Origin of the sequence: Micromonospora sp. NPDC050980, assembly GCF_040653835.1 — a bacterium.
GTDB lineage: Bacteria > Actinomycetota > Actinomycetes > Mycobacteriales > Micromonosporaceae > Micromonospora.
Window position 1 is genome coordinate 79,552 of record NZ_JBFAGS010000016.1, and the last position, 14,520, is coordinate 94,071.

A 14,520-nucleotide genomic window follows, 5' to 3' on the forward strand; every position below is an offset into this window, starting at 1 on the left:
CCTCGGCTGCTGCGCCGCCGCGCGGCGGCGCAGCAGGTTACCACCGGCCGGCGCCCGCTCCCGCGACACCGCACGTGCTCCGTCTCGTTAGCCAGTGGTGAGGGCCGGCGCGAGCAGACGGGAGCACCAGGTGAGCTTTTCCTGTGGTCGGGATCCGGTCCGGCGATGAGCGGACGCATCTGGCTCTCTCCCCCCGACGTCGGGCCGCTGGAGGAGTCCTACCTGCTGTCGGCACTGCGGTCCGGCTGGGTGGCGCCGCTCGGCCCGGAGGTCGACGCCTTCGAGCGGGAACTCGCCCGCCGGGTCGGGGTGGCGGACGCGGTCGCGCTCTCCTCCGGCACCGCCGGCCTGCACCTCGCGCTGCTGGCGCTGGGTGCCGGGCCGGGGCAGGTGGTGGTCGTACCGACGCTGACGTTCGTGGCCACCGCGAACGCCGTGGTCTACACCGGCGCCGAGCCGGTCTTCGTGGACTGCGACCCGGCGACCGGCAACCTCGACCCGGCGCTGCTGCGCCAACTCCTGGCCGAGTTGGACCGGGAGGGCCGGACGGTGGCCGCGGTGGTGCCGGTCGACATGTTCGGCTCCTGCGCCGACTACGACCGGATCCTGCCGGTGTGCGCGGAGTTCGGCGTGCCGGTGGTGGAGGACGCGGCCGAGGCGCTGGGGTCCACGCGGCGCGGGCGGGCGGCCGGCTCCTTCGGCCGGGCCGGGGTGCTGTCGTTCAACGGCAACAAGATCATCACGACGTCCGGTGGCGGGATGGTCGTCTCCGACGACACCGAGCTGGTCGCCCGCTGCCGGCACCTCGCCACCCAGGCCCGTCAGCCCGCCGTTCACTACGAGCACGCCGAGGTCGGCTACAACTACCGGCTCAGCAACCTGCTCGCCGCGATCGGCCGGGCCCAGCTGCACCGGCTGGACCTGATGGTCGACCGGCGGCGCCGGCTGCGGGAAAAGTACGCCAAGCTGTTCGCCGCGCGTCCCGGCGTCCGGCTGCTCGCCGACGACGACGCCGGCGCCAACTGCTGGCTCACGGTCGTGGTGGTCGATCCAGGCGCCGCCGGCTGGCGGGCCGGCGAGCTGGCCGCGCACCTGGCCGGGCAGGACATCGAGACCCGGCCGGTGTGGCAGCCGATGCACCGCCAACCGGTGTACGCCTGCGCGCGGGCACTGCTCAGCGGGGCGGCCGACCAACTCTTCGCCGACGGCCTCGCGCTGCCGAGCGGCTCCGGCATGACCGAGAGCCAGATCGCCCGGACGCTGGAGACGATCGACGCGTTCGTGGAGGCGAAGTGAGCGGCACCGGGGACGGGCGGGTCCGGCTGGAGATCTGGGACGCCCGCGACCCGGCCGACGCGGCCCGCTGGCAGGCCGTCCACCACGACTGGGCGCACCGCGAGGTCTTCGCCCACCCGGCGTACGTGCGGCTGTTCGCCGGCCCCGCGGAGCAGCCGCTCGCCGCGTACGCCCGCACCGAACGCGGCTTCGTGCTCTACCCGTTCGTGCTCCGGCCGGTCCACGCGCCGCACCTGCGCGAGGCCGGTGGCGCGTGGACGGACCTGACCAGCCCGTACGGTTACGGCGGCGCGTTCGCACACGAGGTGGGCGACGTCGAGGCCAAGGAGTTCTGGGCGGCCTTCGACGACTTCTGCGCCGCCCGCCGGGTGGTTGCGGAGTTCACCCGCCTCTCCCTCTTCCCCGAGCAGCGGCTGACCCAGCCGGGCCGGGTCGAGGCGCGCCAGACGAACGTGCGGCGTGACCTGCGGACCCCGCTGGAGCAGATGTGGCGCGAGTTCGACCACAAGGTGCGCAAGAACGTCAACAAGGCGCGGCGCAGCGGCGTGACGGTCGAGGTGGACCTCGACGGGCACGGGCTCGACGATTTCCTGCGGATCTACGAGGCGACCATGGACCGCCGGTCGGCCGCGGCCGGCTTCTACTTCCCACGCCGGTTCTTCGAGACGATCGTCGACGAGCTGCGCGGGCAGTTCGCCTTCTTCCACGCCCGGCACCAGGGCCGGGTCGTCTCCACCGAGTTGGTGCTGGCCTCCGGTGACGTCCTCTACTCCTATCTCGGCGGGACCGACCGGGACGCCTTCGACAGCCGTCCGAACGACCTGCTGAAGGTCGAGATCTGCCGGTGGGGTCAGGAGCGGGGGAAGAACTGGTTCGTGCTGGGCGGTGGCTACCGGCCGGACGACGGCATCTTCCGCTACAAGCGGGCCTTCGCGCCCGGCGGTCTGACCCCGTTCGAGGTGTGCACGCGGGTGCTCGACGCCGAGGCGTACCGGCGGCTCGAACAGGCGCACCTGCGGGAGGGCCGCCGCCGGGACCCGGCCTGGTCGCCGGCGGCCGACTTCTTCCCCGCCTACCGGGCCCCGTTGCCCGACTGACGTCGCCGGCACCGACCACCAAGCCGGACGATCCATCACTTTTGTCGCCTTCATCCGTTTACCTTCTCGGACGAAGTCGACGGTGATGCCCCTCGTCAGGACGCTCGGCGCGGGCGGCATCGGATGCGGAGCGCGCGATGCGAGTGGTGGTGACCAGCGAATCCCGATTCGCCAGGACCCGCGATGGCGCGATCTGGACGGTGCACGGCCCCGGCGCCACGTTCTTCGCGCGCTACCTCACCGCGTTCGACGAGGTGCGGGTGGTGGCCCGGGTGGCCGAGGTGGCCACGCCGCCGCCGGACGCCGTCCGGGTGGACGCGGACGGCATCTCGGTGTGGCCCGCACCCCACTACCTCGGGCCGGCGCAGTACCTGCGGCGACGCGCTGCGGTGGTGGCAAGCGTCCGGGCGTCCGCCGGGGACCGGGACGCGGTGATCCTGCGGGCGCCCACGGTCTTCGGCGCCGCTCTGGCGCAGCGGTGCCTGCGGCACGGCCGGCCGTACGCCCTCGAGGTGGTCAGCGATCCGTACGACGTCTTCGCCCCCGGCGCCGTACGCCATCCGGCACGTCCCTTCCTGCGGGCCCGCGAGACGGCCCGGCTGCGGACGCTCTGCCGGCACGCCGCGGCGGTCGCCTACGTCACCGAGCACCAACTCCAGCGGCGCTATCCGCCCGGCCCACGAACCCGCAGCACCCACTACTCCAGCATCCACCTGCCGCCGGCCGCGTTCGTGGCCGAACCGCGGCCGGTCCGGCGCGCCGCCGGCGTGCCGCTGCTGGTCTCCGTCGGCGCGCTGGAGCAGCCCTACAAGGGCATCGACACGCTGCTGCACGCCCTCGCCCGGCTCGGCCCCGACCTCCCGGTCCGGCTCGTCCACGTCGGGGACGGCCGCTGCCGCCCCGACCTGGAACGCCTCTGCCGGCGCCTCGGCCTCGCCGGTCGGGTCACCTTCGCCGGCACGCTGCCGGCCGGGCCGGCCGTGCGACACCACCTCGACCAGGCGGACCTGTTCGTCATGCCGTCGCGGACCGAAGGGCTGCCGAAGGCACTCGTCGAGGCGATGGCGCGGGGTCTGCCGGCGGTCGGCACCACTGTCGGCGGCATTCCGGAGCTGCTGGCGGCCGAGGATCTGGTGCCGCCCGACGACCCGGACCGGCTGGCCGGGGCGCTGCGGGCCATGCTCGGCGACCCGGACCGGATGGCGCGGGCCGGCGCCCGCAACCACGCCCGAGCCGCCGGCTTCGACGAGCGGGCGCTGGCGGGCCGGCGGGCCGACTTCTACCGCTGGGTCCGCGAGGCGGCGGAGCGGCCGGCCGACGGCACCCCCGGCCCGCGGCGGCGGGAGCCGGTCGGCGAGCGCCGGCCGGTCCCGGAGACCGCCGCCGGCCCGACACCGACCACACCGCCGCGGGCACTGCCCTGACGGAGCACGAGCAACGGCCCGCCGACGAGGAGTACGCAACGATGCCGAAGGCGCATCCCATCGCACCTGCCACGCACACCGGTCGACCGGTCCGGGTGGTCCACGTCCTGGGTTCCCTGGACCGGGGCGGCATCGAGACCGCCTCGCTCGACCTCTGCCGGTCCATCCCACCGGACGAGGTGCACCAGACGTTCGTCACCACCGGCGGCTGGCTGGGCGCGCTCGCCGACGACTACCGAGCGGCGGGCGCCGACGTCACCCAGTGCCCGGGCGCGCCCCGGTGGTCGTTCCTCTTCCGGATGTGGCGGCTGCTGCGCCGCCTGCGGCCCGACGCGGTCGTCGGGCACATCAGGCTCACCAGCGCGCCGATCCTGCTCGTGGCCCGGCTCTGCGGGGTGCCGGTGCGAGTGGCCCGGATGTGGAGCGAGGGCGACGGCGCGCCGAACACCCCGGTCCGCCTGGCGAAGCGGGCGGCGTACCGCTGGTTGCTGCCACGAGCCGCCACCGACGTCCTCGGGGTGACCGGCGCGACGCTGGACTTCACCGGCCGGCGCGGGCGGGACGCGCGGTACCGTGTGCTCTACAACGGCTTCGCCGCGGAGCGGATCGCCGCGGGTGACCGGGACACCGCCCGGCAGCGGTGGCGGTTGCCGCCCGACGCGCCGGTCCTCGGTTACCTCGGCCGGTGCGCGCCGGTGAAGAACCGGCCGTTCCTGGTGCAGGTGCACCGGGCGGCCCGCCTGAGGCGGCCCGACGCGCGGCTGCTCGTGGCCGGCGCCCGGGGCGCCGACGACATCACCGACGCCCATCCGGACGTCGTCCACGATCCGCAGGTGGTGCTCGCCGGCGAGGTGGAGCAGATCGGGCCGGTGCTGGCCGCCGCCGACGTGCTGCTGCTGCCGTCGCTGACGGAGGGGCTTCCGGGCGTGGTCCTGGAGGCCCTCGCCAGCGGGCTGCCGGTGGTCGCCAACGACCTGCCCTGCATGCGGGAACTCGCCACGCTGTTGCCCGGGGTGACCCTGGTGCCGCTCGCGGCGGGCGCCGACCGGTGGGCCGAGGCGGCACTCGACCAGGCCGCCCTGGGCGGTGCCGAGCGCGAGGCGTTGCGCGCGGCCCTGCGCTCCTCGCCGTTCACGCTGGAGCACGTGTCCCGGCAGTGGTGCCGGGTCTGGGGCGTGCCCGCGCCCCCGGCCCCGGTCCGGCCGACGGAGCAGCCGGTGGGACGCCGATGAGCACGCCGACCGGTCTCGTCCGGCCCGTCGGCGCCGACGCGCCGGTCGGTCCGGGCGACGGGCGCACGCGGGCCTGGGAACTGCTGGCGGCCGGCGCGCTCACCACGTTGCTCTCGGTCACGCTCGTCATCGGCGTACCGTCGCTGCGGCACTGGTTCATGGCGCCGGTCACGGTGGGCGGCGCCCTCATCGGGGCCGAGGCGGTCCGCTGGTTCCGGCGCGGCACGGACGTGCTCGAACCGCGCGCCTGTGCGGGCCTGTTCGGCTTCCACTTCTTCTACCTGGTGCCGGTGCTCACGGTCGCCAACCGGACGTGGGGGACGGACTACTACAACGCGCCCGACTGGCCGGAGGCGATCGGCGCGCTGTCGGTGCTGAACGTCGTCGGGCTCTGCGTCTACCGGCTGGTGCTCGACGCGCCGGGCGGTCCGCCCCGGCAGCGACGCCCGGGCCGGATCCTCCACCTGCGAACGTTCTACCTGGTCGGCGCCGCGGCGGCGGCGCTCAGCATGGCGCTCTTCTTCGGCTACCAGGTCCGCTCGTTCGGTGGCTTCCCGGCGTTCGTGGCCGCGATGACGAACCGGGCGGACCCGCCGGATCTCACCAGGTTGGGCTCGATCCTGCTGGTCAGCCAGGCGTTCCCGCTGCTCGTCTACACGTTGGCGCTGGTGCGGTGGCGGGACGCGTTCGCCCGTGGGCCGGTCCGGTTGACCCTGCTCCTGGCCGGCCTGGTGGTCGCCCAGTTCTTCGTGGCCGGCCTCGGCGGCAGCCGGAGCAGCACGCTCTGGCCGCTGCTGCTCGCGCTGGTGATGGCCCACCTCGTGGTGCGGCGGCTGAGCCGGCGGGCGCTCCTCGTGCCGGCGGTGCTCATCCTGGTGTTCCTCTACGGGGCCGGCTTCTTCAAGGCCGGCGGCGTCGACAGCATCCGGGAGATCCGGCAGACCGGTTCGGTCAGCCAGGCCGAGTCGGCGACCGGGCGCAGCCTGCCTCTGCTGTTGACCGGCGACCTGGGCCGCACCGACGTGCAGGCGCTCGTGTTGCACCGCCTGCTGTCCGGCCAGATGGAGCCCGAGCTCGGCACGACCTATCTCGCGCCGGTGCGGCTCTGGTTGCCGAACTCGATCGCCCCGCTCGACTTCGAGACCAAGCGCGACGTCGGTTCGCGCTGGCTCTACAACCCGCTCTTCGGCCGGGGGGAACGCAACGCGAGCAAGGTCTACGGGATGGCCGGCGAGGGGATGATCAATTTCGGGCTGCTCGGCGGGGTGCTCTCCTTCGCCGTGTACGGCCTGATCATCCGCCTGATCGGGCGGCTGTACCGCACCGCTCGGACCGGCACCGCGCTGGTGCCCCAGATCTTCGCCGCGATGGCCTGGGGCCTGACGATCGCCGTCAACGCCGACCTCGGCAACCTGATCGACTTCAACATGAAGTTCACCGTGCCGGTGGTGCTGCTGGTCCTGCTCAGCAGTGCCCGGTCCCCGGCCGGGCCACCGGCCCCGGACCCCGCCGTACCGCTGCCCCACCGGCCGCCACGACCGGACCCGGTCGACCGGCAGCGCGTCCCGCACTAGCCGCCGCACGTCCTCGGGGGGCGACCACACATGACCCGTGCAGAGGTTGGACGTACGTCCACCGCGCCGACCCGGTACGCGGTGGTGCAGGTGTTCGGCGTCCTCGACGTCGGCGGCGCGGAGCTGCGGGCCGTCGAGCTGCTGCCGCACCTCGCCGCCGCCGGCGCGGACGTGCACTTCGTCACGCTCGCCGACCGTCCCGGGGTGCTGGCGCCCACGGTCGAGCGCCTCGGCGCGCGGGTGCGGGCGCTGCCGCTGGACCTCCGGTTCCCGCTGCGCTTCGTCCGCTTCCTCGTCCGGCTGCGACCGCGGGTGGTGCACTCCCACGTCGCCACGTTCTCCGGCGCGCTGCTGCTGCTCGCCCGGCTGGCCCGGGTGCCGGTCCGCATCGCGCACTTTCGCAGCGACGGGGACGAGCACGGGAACACGCTGCGCCGGCGGGCGCAACGGCGGGTCATGCGCGGGCTGATCGGCTGGTGTGCCACGGACATCGTGGGGGTGGCGCCCGGCGCCCTGACCCACGGCTACCGGCCCGACTGGACGTCGGACCCGCGGTGCCGGGTGGTGCCCAACGGTCTCGACGTCGACCGGCTCGACCGCCCGTCCGGGTTCGACCTCCGCGCCGCTGTCGGCGCCGCCGCGGACGAGATCGTCTGCCTGCACGTCGGCCGCCCGTCACCGGCGAAGCGGCGGTGGCTACTGCCGCGGATCGTGGCGGCGCTGCGGACGGTTGGCGTGGACGGTCACGCCGCCCTGGTCGGCCTGCGCCAGGCAGACGACGAGGAACGGGTCCGGGCCGAGGCGCGCGCGGTCGGCGTGGCGGGCCGGGTCCACCTGCTCGGCCCCCGCGACGACGTCGGCGCGGTGATGCGGCAGGCGGACGTGGTGCTGCTCCCGTCGGCGCGGGAGGGCCTGCCCGGCGTGGTGCTGGAGGCGCTGGCGGTCGGCACCCCGGTGGTCGGCTCGGACCTGCCCGGCGTGCGCTTCATCGCCACCGAGCTGCCCGGGGTCAGCCTGGTTCCCCGCGACGCCCCACCGTCGCAGTGGGCCGCGGCGGTCGCCGCGCTGGTCCGGACGGGGCGCACGGCACCGGACCGCGAGGCCGCCCGGGACGCGTTCCGGGCCAGCGTCTTCTCGCTGCGCTCCGCCGTCGACGCCCACGTTCGCCTGTACCGGGGCCGCCCGGACGAACGGTACGGCCGCCCGACGACCGCCCCGGCGCCGGAGCACGCCAGCCAAGCCTGACGGCCCTGGTCGCCGGCGCCGCCGGGGACGGGGCTCACCGGCTGACGACCGGGGCCGCCCCGGCCCACGCCGGCCGCCGGTCGGCGAGCACGCGCCGATAGCCGTACCACAGGGTGGGGCCGACCGCCAGCGCGTAGGCGGCGCAGCCGGCGTACGGGACGGCCACCAGCCCGTACCGGCCGGCGACGTACCACTTGGTCGGCACCGAGAGCCCGAGGAACAGGATCTGCCCGATCAGGTGCGGGCGCACCACGCCGGCGGCGTTCTGCACCATGAGCACCACCGAGAACGTCCCGACCAGCACGAAGTAGAGCCCGAGCCCCACCAGCAGCCACCTGCTGTCGCCCAGCGGCACCGGGAGCCAGACCGCGAACAGCCAGTCGCCGAGCAGCGCGAGGACGGCGGTCGGGACGGCGGTGGCGACGAGCGACAGGACCACCATCCGCCGCACCGTGCGACGCACCCAGGCCAGGTCGCCCCGGGCCAGGGCGTCGCCGTTCGCCGACCAGAGCGGCATGTTGATCATCGAGACGAGCATGCCGACCAGGGAGACCAGCTTCACCGGCAGCGCGTACGCGGTGACGCTCTGCGGCCCGAGCGCGTGCGCGATGATCAGGTTGTCCGCGTTCGTCGCCATCGCGTAGAGCACGACCACCACGAAGAACATCCCGCTCAACCGGAGCAGGGTGACGCTGAGCCGACCGTCGACCGCGGCCAGCCTCGGCCGGAGTTCGGGCATCCGCCGGCCGAACACCCAGACGCTGGCCGCGAGGTTGGTGGCGAGCGGGCCCAGCGCCGTCGCGGTGACCACCCCGAGCGGGGCGTGCGGGGCGTGTGCGGCGAGCAGCACCAGCGGTACGGTCGCCAGCGACCCCGCCCCCTGCCAGATCGCGCAGGCCGCGACCTGCTGGTAGGCGTACTGCACCCGGACGATCAGGGCCAGCGGGATATTCAGCAGGAACGCGGTCAGGCAGATCAGGACCATGCTCCTGGTCTCCGCCGGCGCGACCTGTCCAGCGACGTTGAACACCGCCGTCCAGGGCACCAGGCCGGCGCCCAGCCAGAGCAGGACGCACAGGCCCGCCGCCACGGCGGCGAGCAGCGCGTACGCGGTGGAGATGTAGCTGCGGGCCCGCACCGTGTCGCCGCTGGCACTACACGGCGCGAGCTTCGTCATCAGCCCCGCGCCGAGCCCGAGGTCGGCGAAGGTGACCATGCCGGTCAGCGCCAGCACCGACATCCACAGCCCGTACCGCGCGGGTCCGAGCGTGGCCAGGGACACCGGGATGAGCAGGATCGGCGCGGCCAGCGCCACCGCCCGGGCGAGCGCGGTGGTGGCGATGCCCCCGGCCAGCCGCCGGCTGCGGATCTCGTTCGCTCCGGCGCCGGCCGGCGGTGGACCGCCGGCCGGGGCGGTGGCGGTCGGTCCGGCCGGCGAGCGCGGCGCCGCCGTCATCGTCCGCCGGCGACGTCTTCGGAGACGGTCGAGGGCGGGCCGGCGGGGCCCCGCCAGGTCCGGTACCAGTCGAGGGTGCGGCGCACCCCCTCCTCCAGCGGCACGCTCGGCTCGAAGCCGGTCAACCGGCGCAGCGCGCCGAGGTCCGGGCACCGCCGGTGCACCGAGCGCGACGGCGCCGGCAGGTGCCGCACGGCCGGGGCCACGCCGGTCAGGCGCAGCACCAGTTTCGCCAGGTCGCCGATGTTTGTCTGCTCGCTGTCGTTGCCGATGTGCACGATCCGCCCGTCGGCCGCCGGGGTGGCCATCAGCCGGACGACCGCCTCCACCGCATCGTCGACGTGGCAGAACGCGCGGAACTGGTCCGCCCCCCAGATCCGGAACGGGTCCTCTCCGGCCATCGCCCGCAGCGCCATCTCCGGGATCACGTGGTCGGCGCCCATCCGGGGGCCGTAGACGTTGTGGAACCGGCCGATCACGGTCGAGCAGCCCCGGGCCCGCGCGCCGTGCAGGAGCAGCGCCTCGCCGGTCAGCTTGCTGATGGCGTACGCCAGCCGGGGCGAGGCGACGTCGGCGATCATGACCGGCACGTCCTCGGGCGTGGGCACGGGCACCAGCCCGGCGTCGACCCCGCCCGCGTACACCTCGCTGGTGGAGCTGAAGAAGACCCGCAGGCCGGGGTGGAGCCAGTCCACCAGGTGCGCCGCGGTGAGCGTGTTGACCCGCAGCACCCGGGCCGGGTCGGCCTCCACGTTGCGCACGCCGACCACGGCGGCGAGCAGGTAGACGTGGTCGACGTCGCGGGGCAGCGCCGGCCACGCCGTCGGCGCGGTCAGGTCCGCCGAGCGCACGTCCACCGCGCCCGTCCTGCGCAGCGCGGCGATGCGCTCGTCGTCGCGCCCGCGCGAGAAGTCGTCCACCAACACGACGTCGTGGCCGTCGGCGACCAGCCGCTCGACCAGGTGCAACCCGATGAACCCGGCGCCGCCGAGCACCAGCGCCCGCATCAGACCGTCACCTCCCGCGCGGCCGACGCCCGGGGCGCCGGCGGCGCGACGCCCGCCGGCAGGTAGCCGATGCCGGCGTAGCCGACCCCGGCCGCCCGCACCGCCGCCTCGTCCAGGATCCGCCAGGAGTCGAAGACCAGCCGCACGCCGGTGCCGGGCAGCAGCGTGGCGACCGGGAGCGCCCGGTAGTCCGGATGGTCGTTGAGCAGCAGCACCGCGTCCGACTCCGCGAACGCCCTGTCCGTGCTGACCGGCTCGCCGCCGTGCCGCCGGATCACCTCGTCGGTGACCATCGGGTCGTGACCGAGCACCACCAGGCCCGCCGCCGCGAAGACCGGCAGCATGCTGGTGATCGGCGTGCCCCGCATGTCGTCGGTGGGCGGCCAGCCCTTGTACGCCCAACCGAGCACCGCCAGCCGGGTGCCGCGCAGGTCGTCCCCGCGTTCCTGCCGCAGCAGCCGCAGCAGCCGCTCGGCGACGTGCACCGGCAGGTGCTCGTTGAGCCGCCGCGCCGCGCCGACCAGGAACGGCGGGCGCTCGCGGGCGCTGGCGATCATCAGGTAGGGGTCCTTGGAGAGGCAGCCGCCGCCGACGTAGCCGGGACGGCTCAGGTCGGGGCGGGGGTAGTCGAGGTTGGTGGCCCGGATGACCTCCAGCGGGTCCAGCCCGTGCGTCTCGGCGATCAGGGCCACCTCGTTGCCGTACGAGTAGATCAGGTCGGTGTGGCAGTTGTTGGCGAGCTTCACCAGCTCCGCCGCCTCCAGGCTGGACACCGGCACCAGCCGGCGGGCCAGTCCGGCGAAGAACTCCAGCCCCGCCTCCAGGCTCGCCGCGTCGAGCCCGCCGACGACCTGCGGCAGCTCGACGAGTTCCCGCAGCGCCTGCCCCTGGATCGTCCGCTCCGGCGCCATCACCAGCCGGACGTCGTCGCCCCACGCGGCGGCGAGCGCGGGCAGCACGACGTCGCGGCTGGCGCCCACCGGCACGGTGCTGCGCACCACGACCAGCGTCCCCGGCCGGCAGCGCGCCGCCACCGCCGCCGCGGCCTCGGCCAGGTTCTCCAGCCGGGCCCGGTGGTCGGCGGGGTCGACCGGGGTGGAGACGCACAGCACCACCGCGTCGAGGTCGGCCGGCAGGCGGTCGGTGACGAACAGCGACCGGCCGGTCTCCCGGCGGAGCACCTCCTCGATGCCCGGCTCGAAGAGGTGCGGACGGCCCGCCCGCAACGACTCCCGCACGGCGGGCTGGGTGTCCACGCCGTGCACTTCGTAGCCCTTGTCGGCAAGCGCGGCGGCGAGGGTCACGCCGACGTAGCCGAGGCCGACGACTCCGATCCTGTGATACACGTCTACTCCTTCGGGCGGGAACGGGACGGCAGCGGCGCCTCGGGCGCCGCCGGGTGGGGTGGACGGCTCACGCCGGGGCGCCGACGGTCGGCGGCAGCAGGAGGGGCCGCAGGTCGGCGAAGGTGCGGTTGGCCTCGTCGTAGTCCTCGGGGCGTCCGATGTCGAGCCAGTGCCCCTCGAAGGGGTAGTCGGCGGGGTGGTCGCCCTGCCGGATCAGGTCGAGCATGAGCTGGTCGAAGCCGAACGCCCGGCCGACCGGGTAGGACGCGATCGTCTTGGCGGACAGGCCGTAGACCCCCATGCTGACCTGGTAGTCGAGGGTCGGCTTCTCGGCGAAGTCGACGATCCGGCCGTCGGCGGCCGAGAGCACCCCGAAGTCGATCTTCACGGTGCGCCGGAACGTCGCCACGGTGACCGGAGCGCCGGAGGCCACGTGGGTCCGGAGCAGATCGGCGTAGTCGAGGTCGGTCAGGATGTCGCCGTTCATCACCAGGAAGTGCTCGGGCAGCCGGTCCCGGAGCCCGAACAGCGGGCCGACCGTGGACAGCGGCACCCGCTCCTCGGTGTAGTCGACCCGGATCCCGAACCGCGCGCCGTCGCCGACGAACGCCCGAATGAGCGACCCCAGATGGTTGATCGCCAGGGTGGCGTGGGTGAAGCCCCGGGCGGCGAGCTGGTGCAGGACGATCTCTAGGATCGCGTAGCTGTCGCCGATCGGCACCAGCGGCTTCGGCAACGCGGTCGTGTACGGCCGAAGCCGGGTGCCGAGCCCACCGGCCATGATCACGACGTGCATGGCGCCTCCTCTCGTGCCTCCGCCCAGATCGCCTTGATCGAGTCGGTCAGTTCGTGGGCGGGGCGCCATCCGAGGCGCCGGGCGTCGGCGACGTCGGCGCACATCCACGGCACGGCGGCCGAGCGGCGGCCCGCCTCGTCCGGCGTCGCCTCGACGACCGCGCCGGTGAACCCGGCCGCGGCGGCGAGCGCCCGGATCGCGGCGCGCACCTGGACGGCCCGCCCGGTGCCGACGTTGAGCACGGTCGGCGTCGCCGGCGCCGACGCGACGGCGGCCACGGCGAGGGCGAGGTCGCGGACGTCGACGAAGTCCCGGTGGGCGTCCAACGGCCCGAGGGTGATCTCCGTCGCGTCCCTCGCCAGCGCGACCCGCAGCAGGCGGGCGGCCCGGCCCAGGACGTTCTGCGGCGACAGGCCCGGACCGATCGGGTTGAACACCCGGAGCACCACGCCGTCGAGGCGGCCCGCCGCGACGGCGAGTTCCATCAGTCTGGTGGCGGTCAGGTGGCTCAACCCGTAGCCGCTCACCGGTTCGGCCGGCCAGGTCTCCGGCACGGCGACGCCGGTCGGCACGACGCCGTACTCCCCCGCCGAGCCGAGCCGGACCAGGCGGGCCCGGGGCGCGGCGGTCGCCACCGCGTCGACGAGCTTCGCGGTGACAAGCGCGTGCGCCGCCATCATGTCGTGGTCGCTGCCGGTCAACCGGCCGGTGCAGTTCACCACGACGGCGGGCCGGTGCGCGTCGACCAGCTCGGTCAGCCGGTCCACGGTGGCGACGAGCAGGTCGCACTCGGCGCGGCCCGGCGCGACCACGTGGTGCTCGGCGGCGAGCGCGGCGCGCACGTGGCGGCCGACGAACCCGTTCGCGCCGAAGATCAGCGCCGTTCTCACCGCGCGCCCACCCGGTCGGCCGCCGGACTCAGGACGCCCATGCCGCGCCGTCCCCGGCGCCCGCCGGGACCGGCGTCGCCGCGACCGCGCCGGACCGGAACCAGTCCACGGTGGCACGCAGCGCCTCGCCGAACGGGGCCGGCGAGGCGGCCGGGAACAGCTCGCGCAGTCGCGTGTGGTCGGCCTGGGACTCGCGGACGTCGCCCGCCCGGGGTGGGACGTGCACCACCTCCAGCGGGCGGTCCAGCACGGTCTCCAACTCGGCGATCAGGTCCAGCAGCGAGATGCGCGCGCCGAAGGCGAGGTTCACCACGTCGGGGGACGCCACCCGGCGCAGCACGGCGTCCACGATCACCGACGTCACGCTGCCCACGTAGGTGAAGTCCCGGGACTGGGTTCCGTCGCCGTGCACCTGCAACGGCCGGTTCGTCAGCGCGGCGGTGACGAACCGGGGCACCACCGCCGCGTAGACGTGGTTCGCCGCCTGCCGGGGGCCGAACACGTTGAAGAAGCGGAACGGCAGGACCGCCATGCCGTAGCAGTGGGCGTAGGCGATCGCGTACGCCTCGGTGGCCAGCTTGGAGACCGCGTACGGGCTGACCGGCATCGGTCGCAGCCCTTCCTGGCGGGGCAGCACCGGGTTCGCGCCGTACACCGAGGACGAGGACGCGAGCACGCACTGCGCGACACCGTGCCGGCGGGCGGCCTCCAGCACGGTCAGGGTGCCGGTGGCGTTCGCGTGGTGGCTGCGCAGCGGATCGTCGATGGACCGGGGCACGGATCCGAGGGCGCCGAGGTGCACCACGCTCGCCGCGCCCACCATGGCCCGGTCGAGCAGCTCGGGGTCGAGCACGGAACCGACGAGCAGCTCCACCGGCAGCCCGCGCAGGTTCTCCACGGAACCGGTGGAGAGGTCGTCCACGGCGACGATCTCGGTGACCCGGCCCGTCTCCGACAGGGCCTGGACCAGGTTGGCGCCGATGAAGCCGGCACCCCCCGTGACGACGACTCTCACGTGCGCTCCTACCGGTAGCGGATGCTCTCCCGCAGGGCCAACGAGAGAATCCGACGTTGGTTACTAAATGCCGCAAACCTCGTTCCCCTCGGTAGAGCTTCGGACCGACCCGGTCCGCCCACCACCGTTCGGAGGCGAACCA

Annotated in this window: 12 protein-coding genes; 6 read left to right on the top strand and 6 right to left on the bottom strand. The window is 74.5% G+C overall.

The genetic code is table 11. The annotated features are described in order from the left end of the window. Window positions 1-165 precede the first annotated feature (165 nt). From AB0H28_RS22400 to AB0H28_RS22425, 6 genes are all read left to right on the top strand, one after another. Window positions 166-1,296, top strand: coding sequence for an aminotransferase class I/II-fold pyridoxal phosphate-dependent enzyme (locus tag AB0H28_RS22400; RefSeq protein ID WP_358043321.1), 1,131 nt, complete (start codon window positions 166-168; stop codon window positions 1,294-1,296). Beyond that, window positions 1,293-2,393, top strand: a complete 1,101-nt coding sequence (locus AB0H28_RS22405) for a GNAT family N-acetyltransferase (protein ID WP_358043324.1) — start codon at window positions 1,293-1,295, stop codon at window positions 2,391-2,393. The genes AB0H28_RS22400 and AB0H28_RS22405 overlap by 4 nt, the downstream gene beginning before the upstream one ends. Window positions 2,394-2,530: 137 nt before the next feature. Then, window positions 2,531-3,817, top strand: coding sequence for a glycosyltransferase (locus AB0H28_RS22410; protein ID WP_358043327.1), 1,287 nt, complete (start codon window positions 2,531-2,533; stop codon window positions 3,815-3,817). 41 nt (window positions 3,818-3,858) lie between these two features. After that, on the top strand, window positions 3,859-5,049 hold the full coding sequence (locus AB0H28_RS22415; protein WP_358043330.1) for a glycosyltransferase: 1,191 nt from the start codon (window positions 3,859-3,861) through the stop codon (window positions 5,047-5,049). Further along, window positions 5,046-6,623 carry an O-antigen polymerase gene (locus tag AB0H28_RS22420; protein WP_358043333.1) on the top strand — a complete coding sequence of 526 codons (1,578 nt, stop codon included), beginning with the start codon at window positions 5,046-5,048 and terminating at the stop codon, window positions 6,621-6,623. The genes AB0H28_RS22415 and AB0H28_RS22420 overlap by 4 nt, the downstream gene beginning before the upstream one ends. Window positions 6,624-6,653: 30 nt before the next feature. Further along, complete coding sequence (locus tag AB0H28_RS22425; protein WP_358043336.1) at window positions 6,654-7,868, top strand: glycosyltransferase; 1,215 nt, start codon at window positions 6,654-6,656, stop codon at window positions 7,866-7,868. A gap of 34 nt (window positions 7,869-7,902) precedes the next feature. On the opposite strand, the gene AB0H28_RS22430 is transcribed toward AB0H28_RS22425, so the two are convergent. The 6 genes from AB0H28_RS22430 to AB0H28_RS22455 form a co-directional block, all read right to left on the bottom strand. After that, a complete protein-coding gene (locus AB0H28_RS22430; RefSeq protein ID WP_358043338.1) occupies window positions 7,903-9,324 on the bottom strand; it encodes a lipopolysaccharide biosynthesis protein in 1,422 nt (473 codons plus the stop codon). Further along, a complete protein-coding gene (locus AB0H28_RS22435; RefSeq protein ID WP_358043341.1) occupies window positions 9,321-10,331 on the bottom strand; it encodes an NAD-dependent epimerase/dehydratase family protein in 1,011 nt (336 codons plus the stop codon). Before AB0H28_RS22435 ends, AB0H28_RS22430 begins: the two co-directional genes overlap by 4 nt. Next, window positions 10,331-11,677, bottom strand: coding sequence for a nucleotide sugar dehydrogenase (locus AB0H28_RS22440; protein ID WP_358043344.1), 1,347 nt, complete (start codon window positions 11,675-11,677; stop codon window positions 10,331-10,333). Before AB0H28_RS22440 ends, AB0H28_RS22435 begins: the two co-directional genes overlap by 1 nt. Before the next feature lie 67 nt (window positions 11,678-11,744). Beyond that, window positions 11,745-12,473, bottom strand: a complete 729-nt coding sequence (locus AB0H28_RS22445) for a sugar phosphate nucleotidyltransferase (RefSeq protein ID WP_358043347.1) — start codon at window positions 12,471-12,473, stop codon at window positions 11,745-11,747. Then, the gene (locus AB0H28_RS22450; RefSeq protein ID WP_358043350.1) at window positions 12,461-13,363 is read right to left on the bottom strand and encodes an NAD-dependent epimerase/dehydratase family protein; all 903 of its coding nucleotides are present in this window, start codon (window positions 13,361-13,363) and stop codon (window positions 12,461-12,463) included. The genes AB0H28_RS22445 and AB0H28_RS22450 overlap by 13 nt, the downstream gene beginning before the upstream one ends. Window positions 13,364-13,391: 28 nt before the next feature. Next, the gene (locus AB0H28_RS22455; RefSeq protein WP_358043353.1) at window positions 13,392-14,378 is read right to left on the bottom strand and encodes an NAD-dependent epimerase/dehydratase family protein; all 987 of its coding nucleotides are present in this window, start codon (window positions 14,376-14,378) and stop codon (window positions 13,392-13,394) included. Between the last annotated feature and the right edge of the window lie 142 nt (window positions 14,379-14,520).

Bases quoted from the DNA above. Each gene is read 5' to 3' on its own strand.
- AB0H28_RS22420 (WP_358043333.1), top strand. From the start codon at position 5,046: ATGAGCACGCCGACCGGTCTCGTCCGGCCCGTCGGCGCCGACGCGCCG.
- AB0H28_RS22415 (WP_358043330.1), top strand. From the start codon at position 3,859: ATGCCGAAGGCGCATCCCATCGCACCTGCCACGCACACCGGTCGACCG.
- AB0H28_RS22410 (WP_358043327.1), top strand. From the start codon at position 2,531: ATGCGAGTGGTGGTGACCAGCGAATCCCGATTCGCCAGGACCCGCGAT.
- AB0H28_RS22435 (WP_358043341.1), bottom strand. From the start codon at position 10,331: ATGCGGGCGCTGGTGCTCGGCGGCGCCGGGTTCATCGGGTTGCACCTG.
- AB0H28_RS22400 (WP_358043321.1), top strand. From the start codon at position 166: ATGAGCGGACGCATCTGGCTCTCTCCCCCCGACGTCGGGCCGCTGGAG.
- AB0H28_RS22430 (WP_358043338.1), bottom strand. From the start codon at position 9,324: ATGACGGCGGCGCCGCGCTCGCCGGCCGGACCGACCGCCACCGCCCCG.
- AB0H28_RS22425 (WP_358043336.1), top strand. From the start codon at position 6,654: ATGACCCGTGCAGAGGTTGGACGTACGTCCACCGCGCCGACCCGGTAC.
- AB0H28_RS22445 (WP_358043347.1), bottom strand. From the start codon at position 12,473: ATGCACGTCGTGATCATGGCCGGTGGGCTCGGCACCCGGCTTCGGCCG.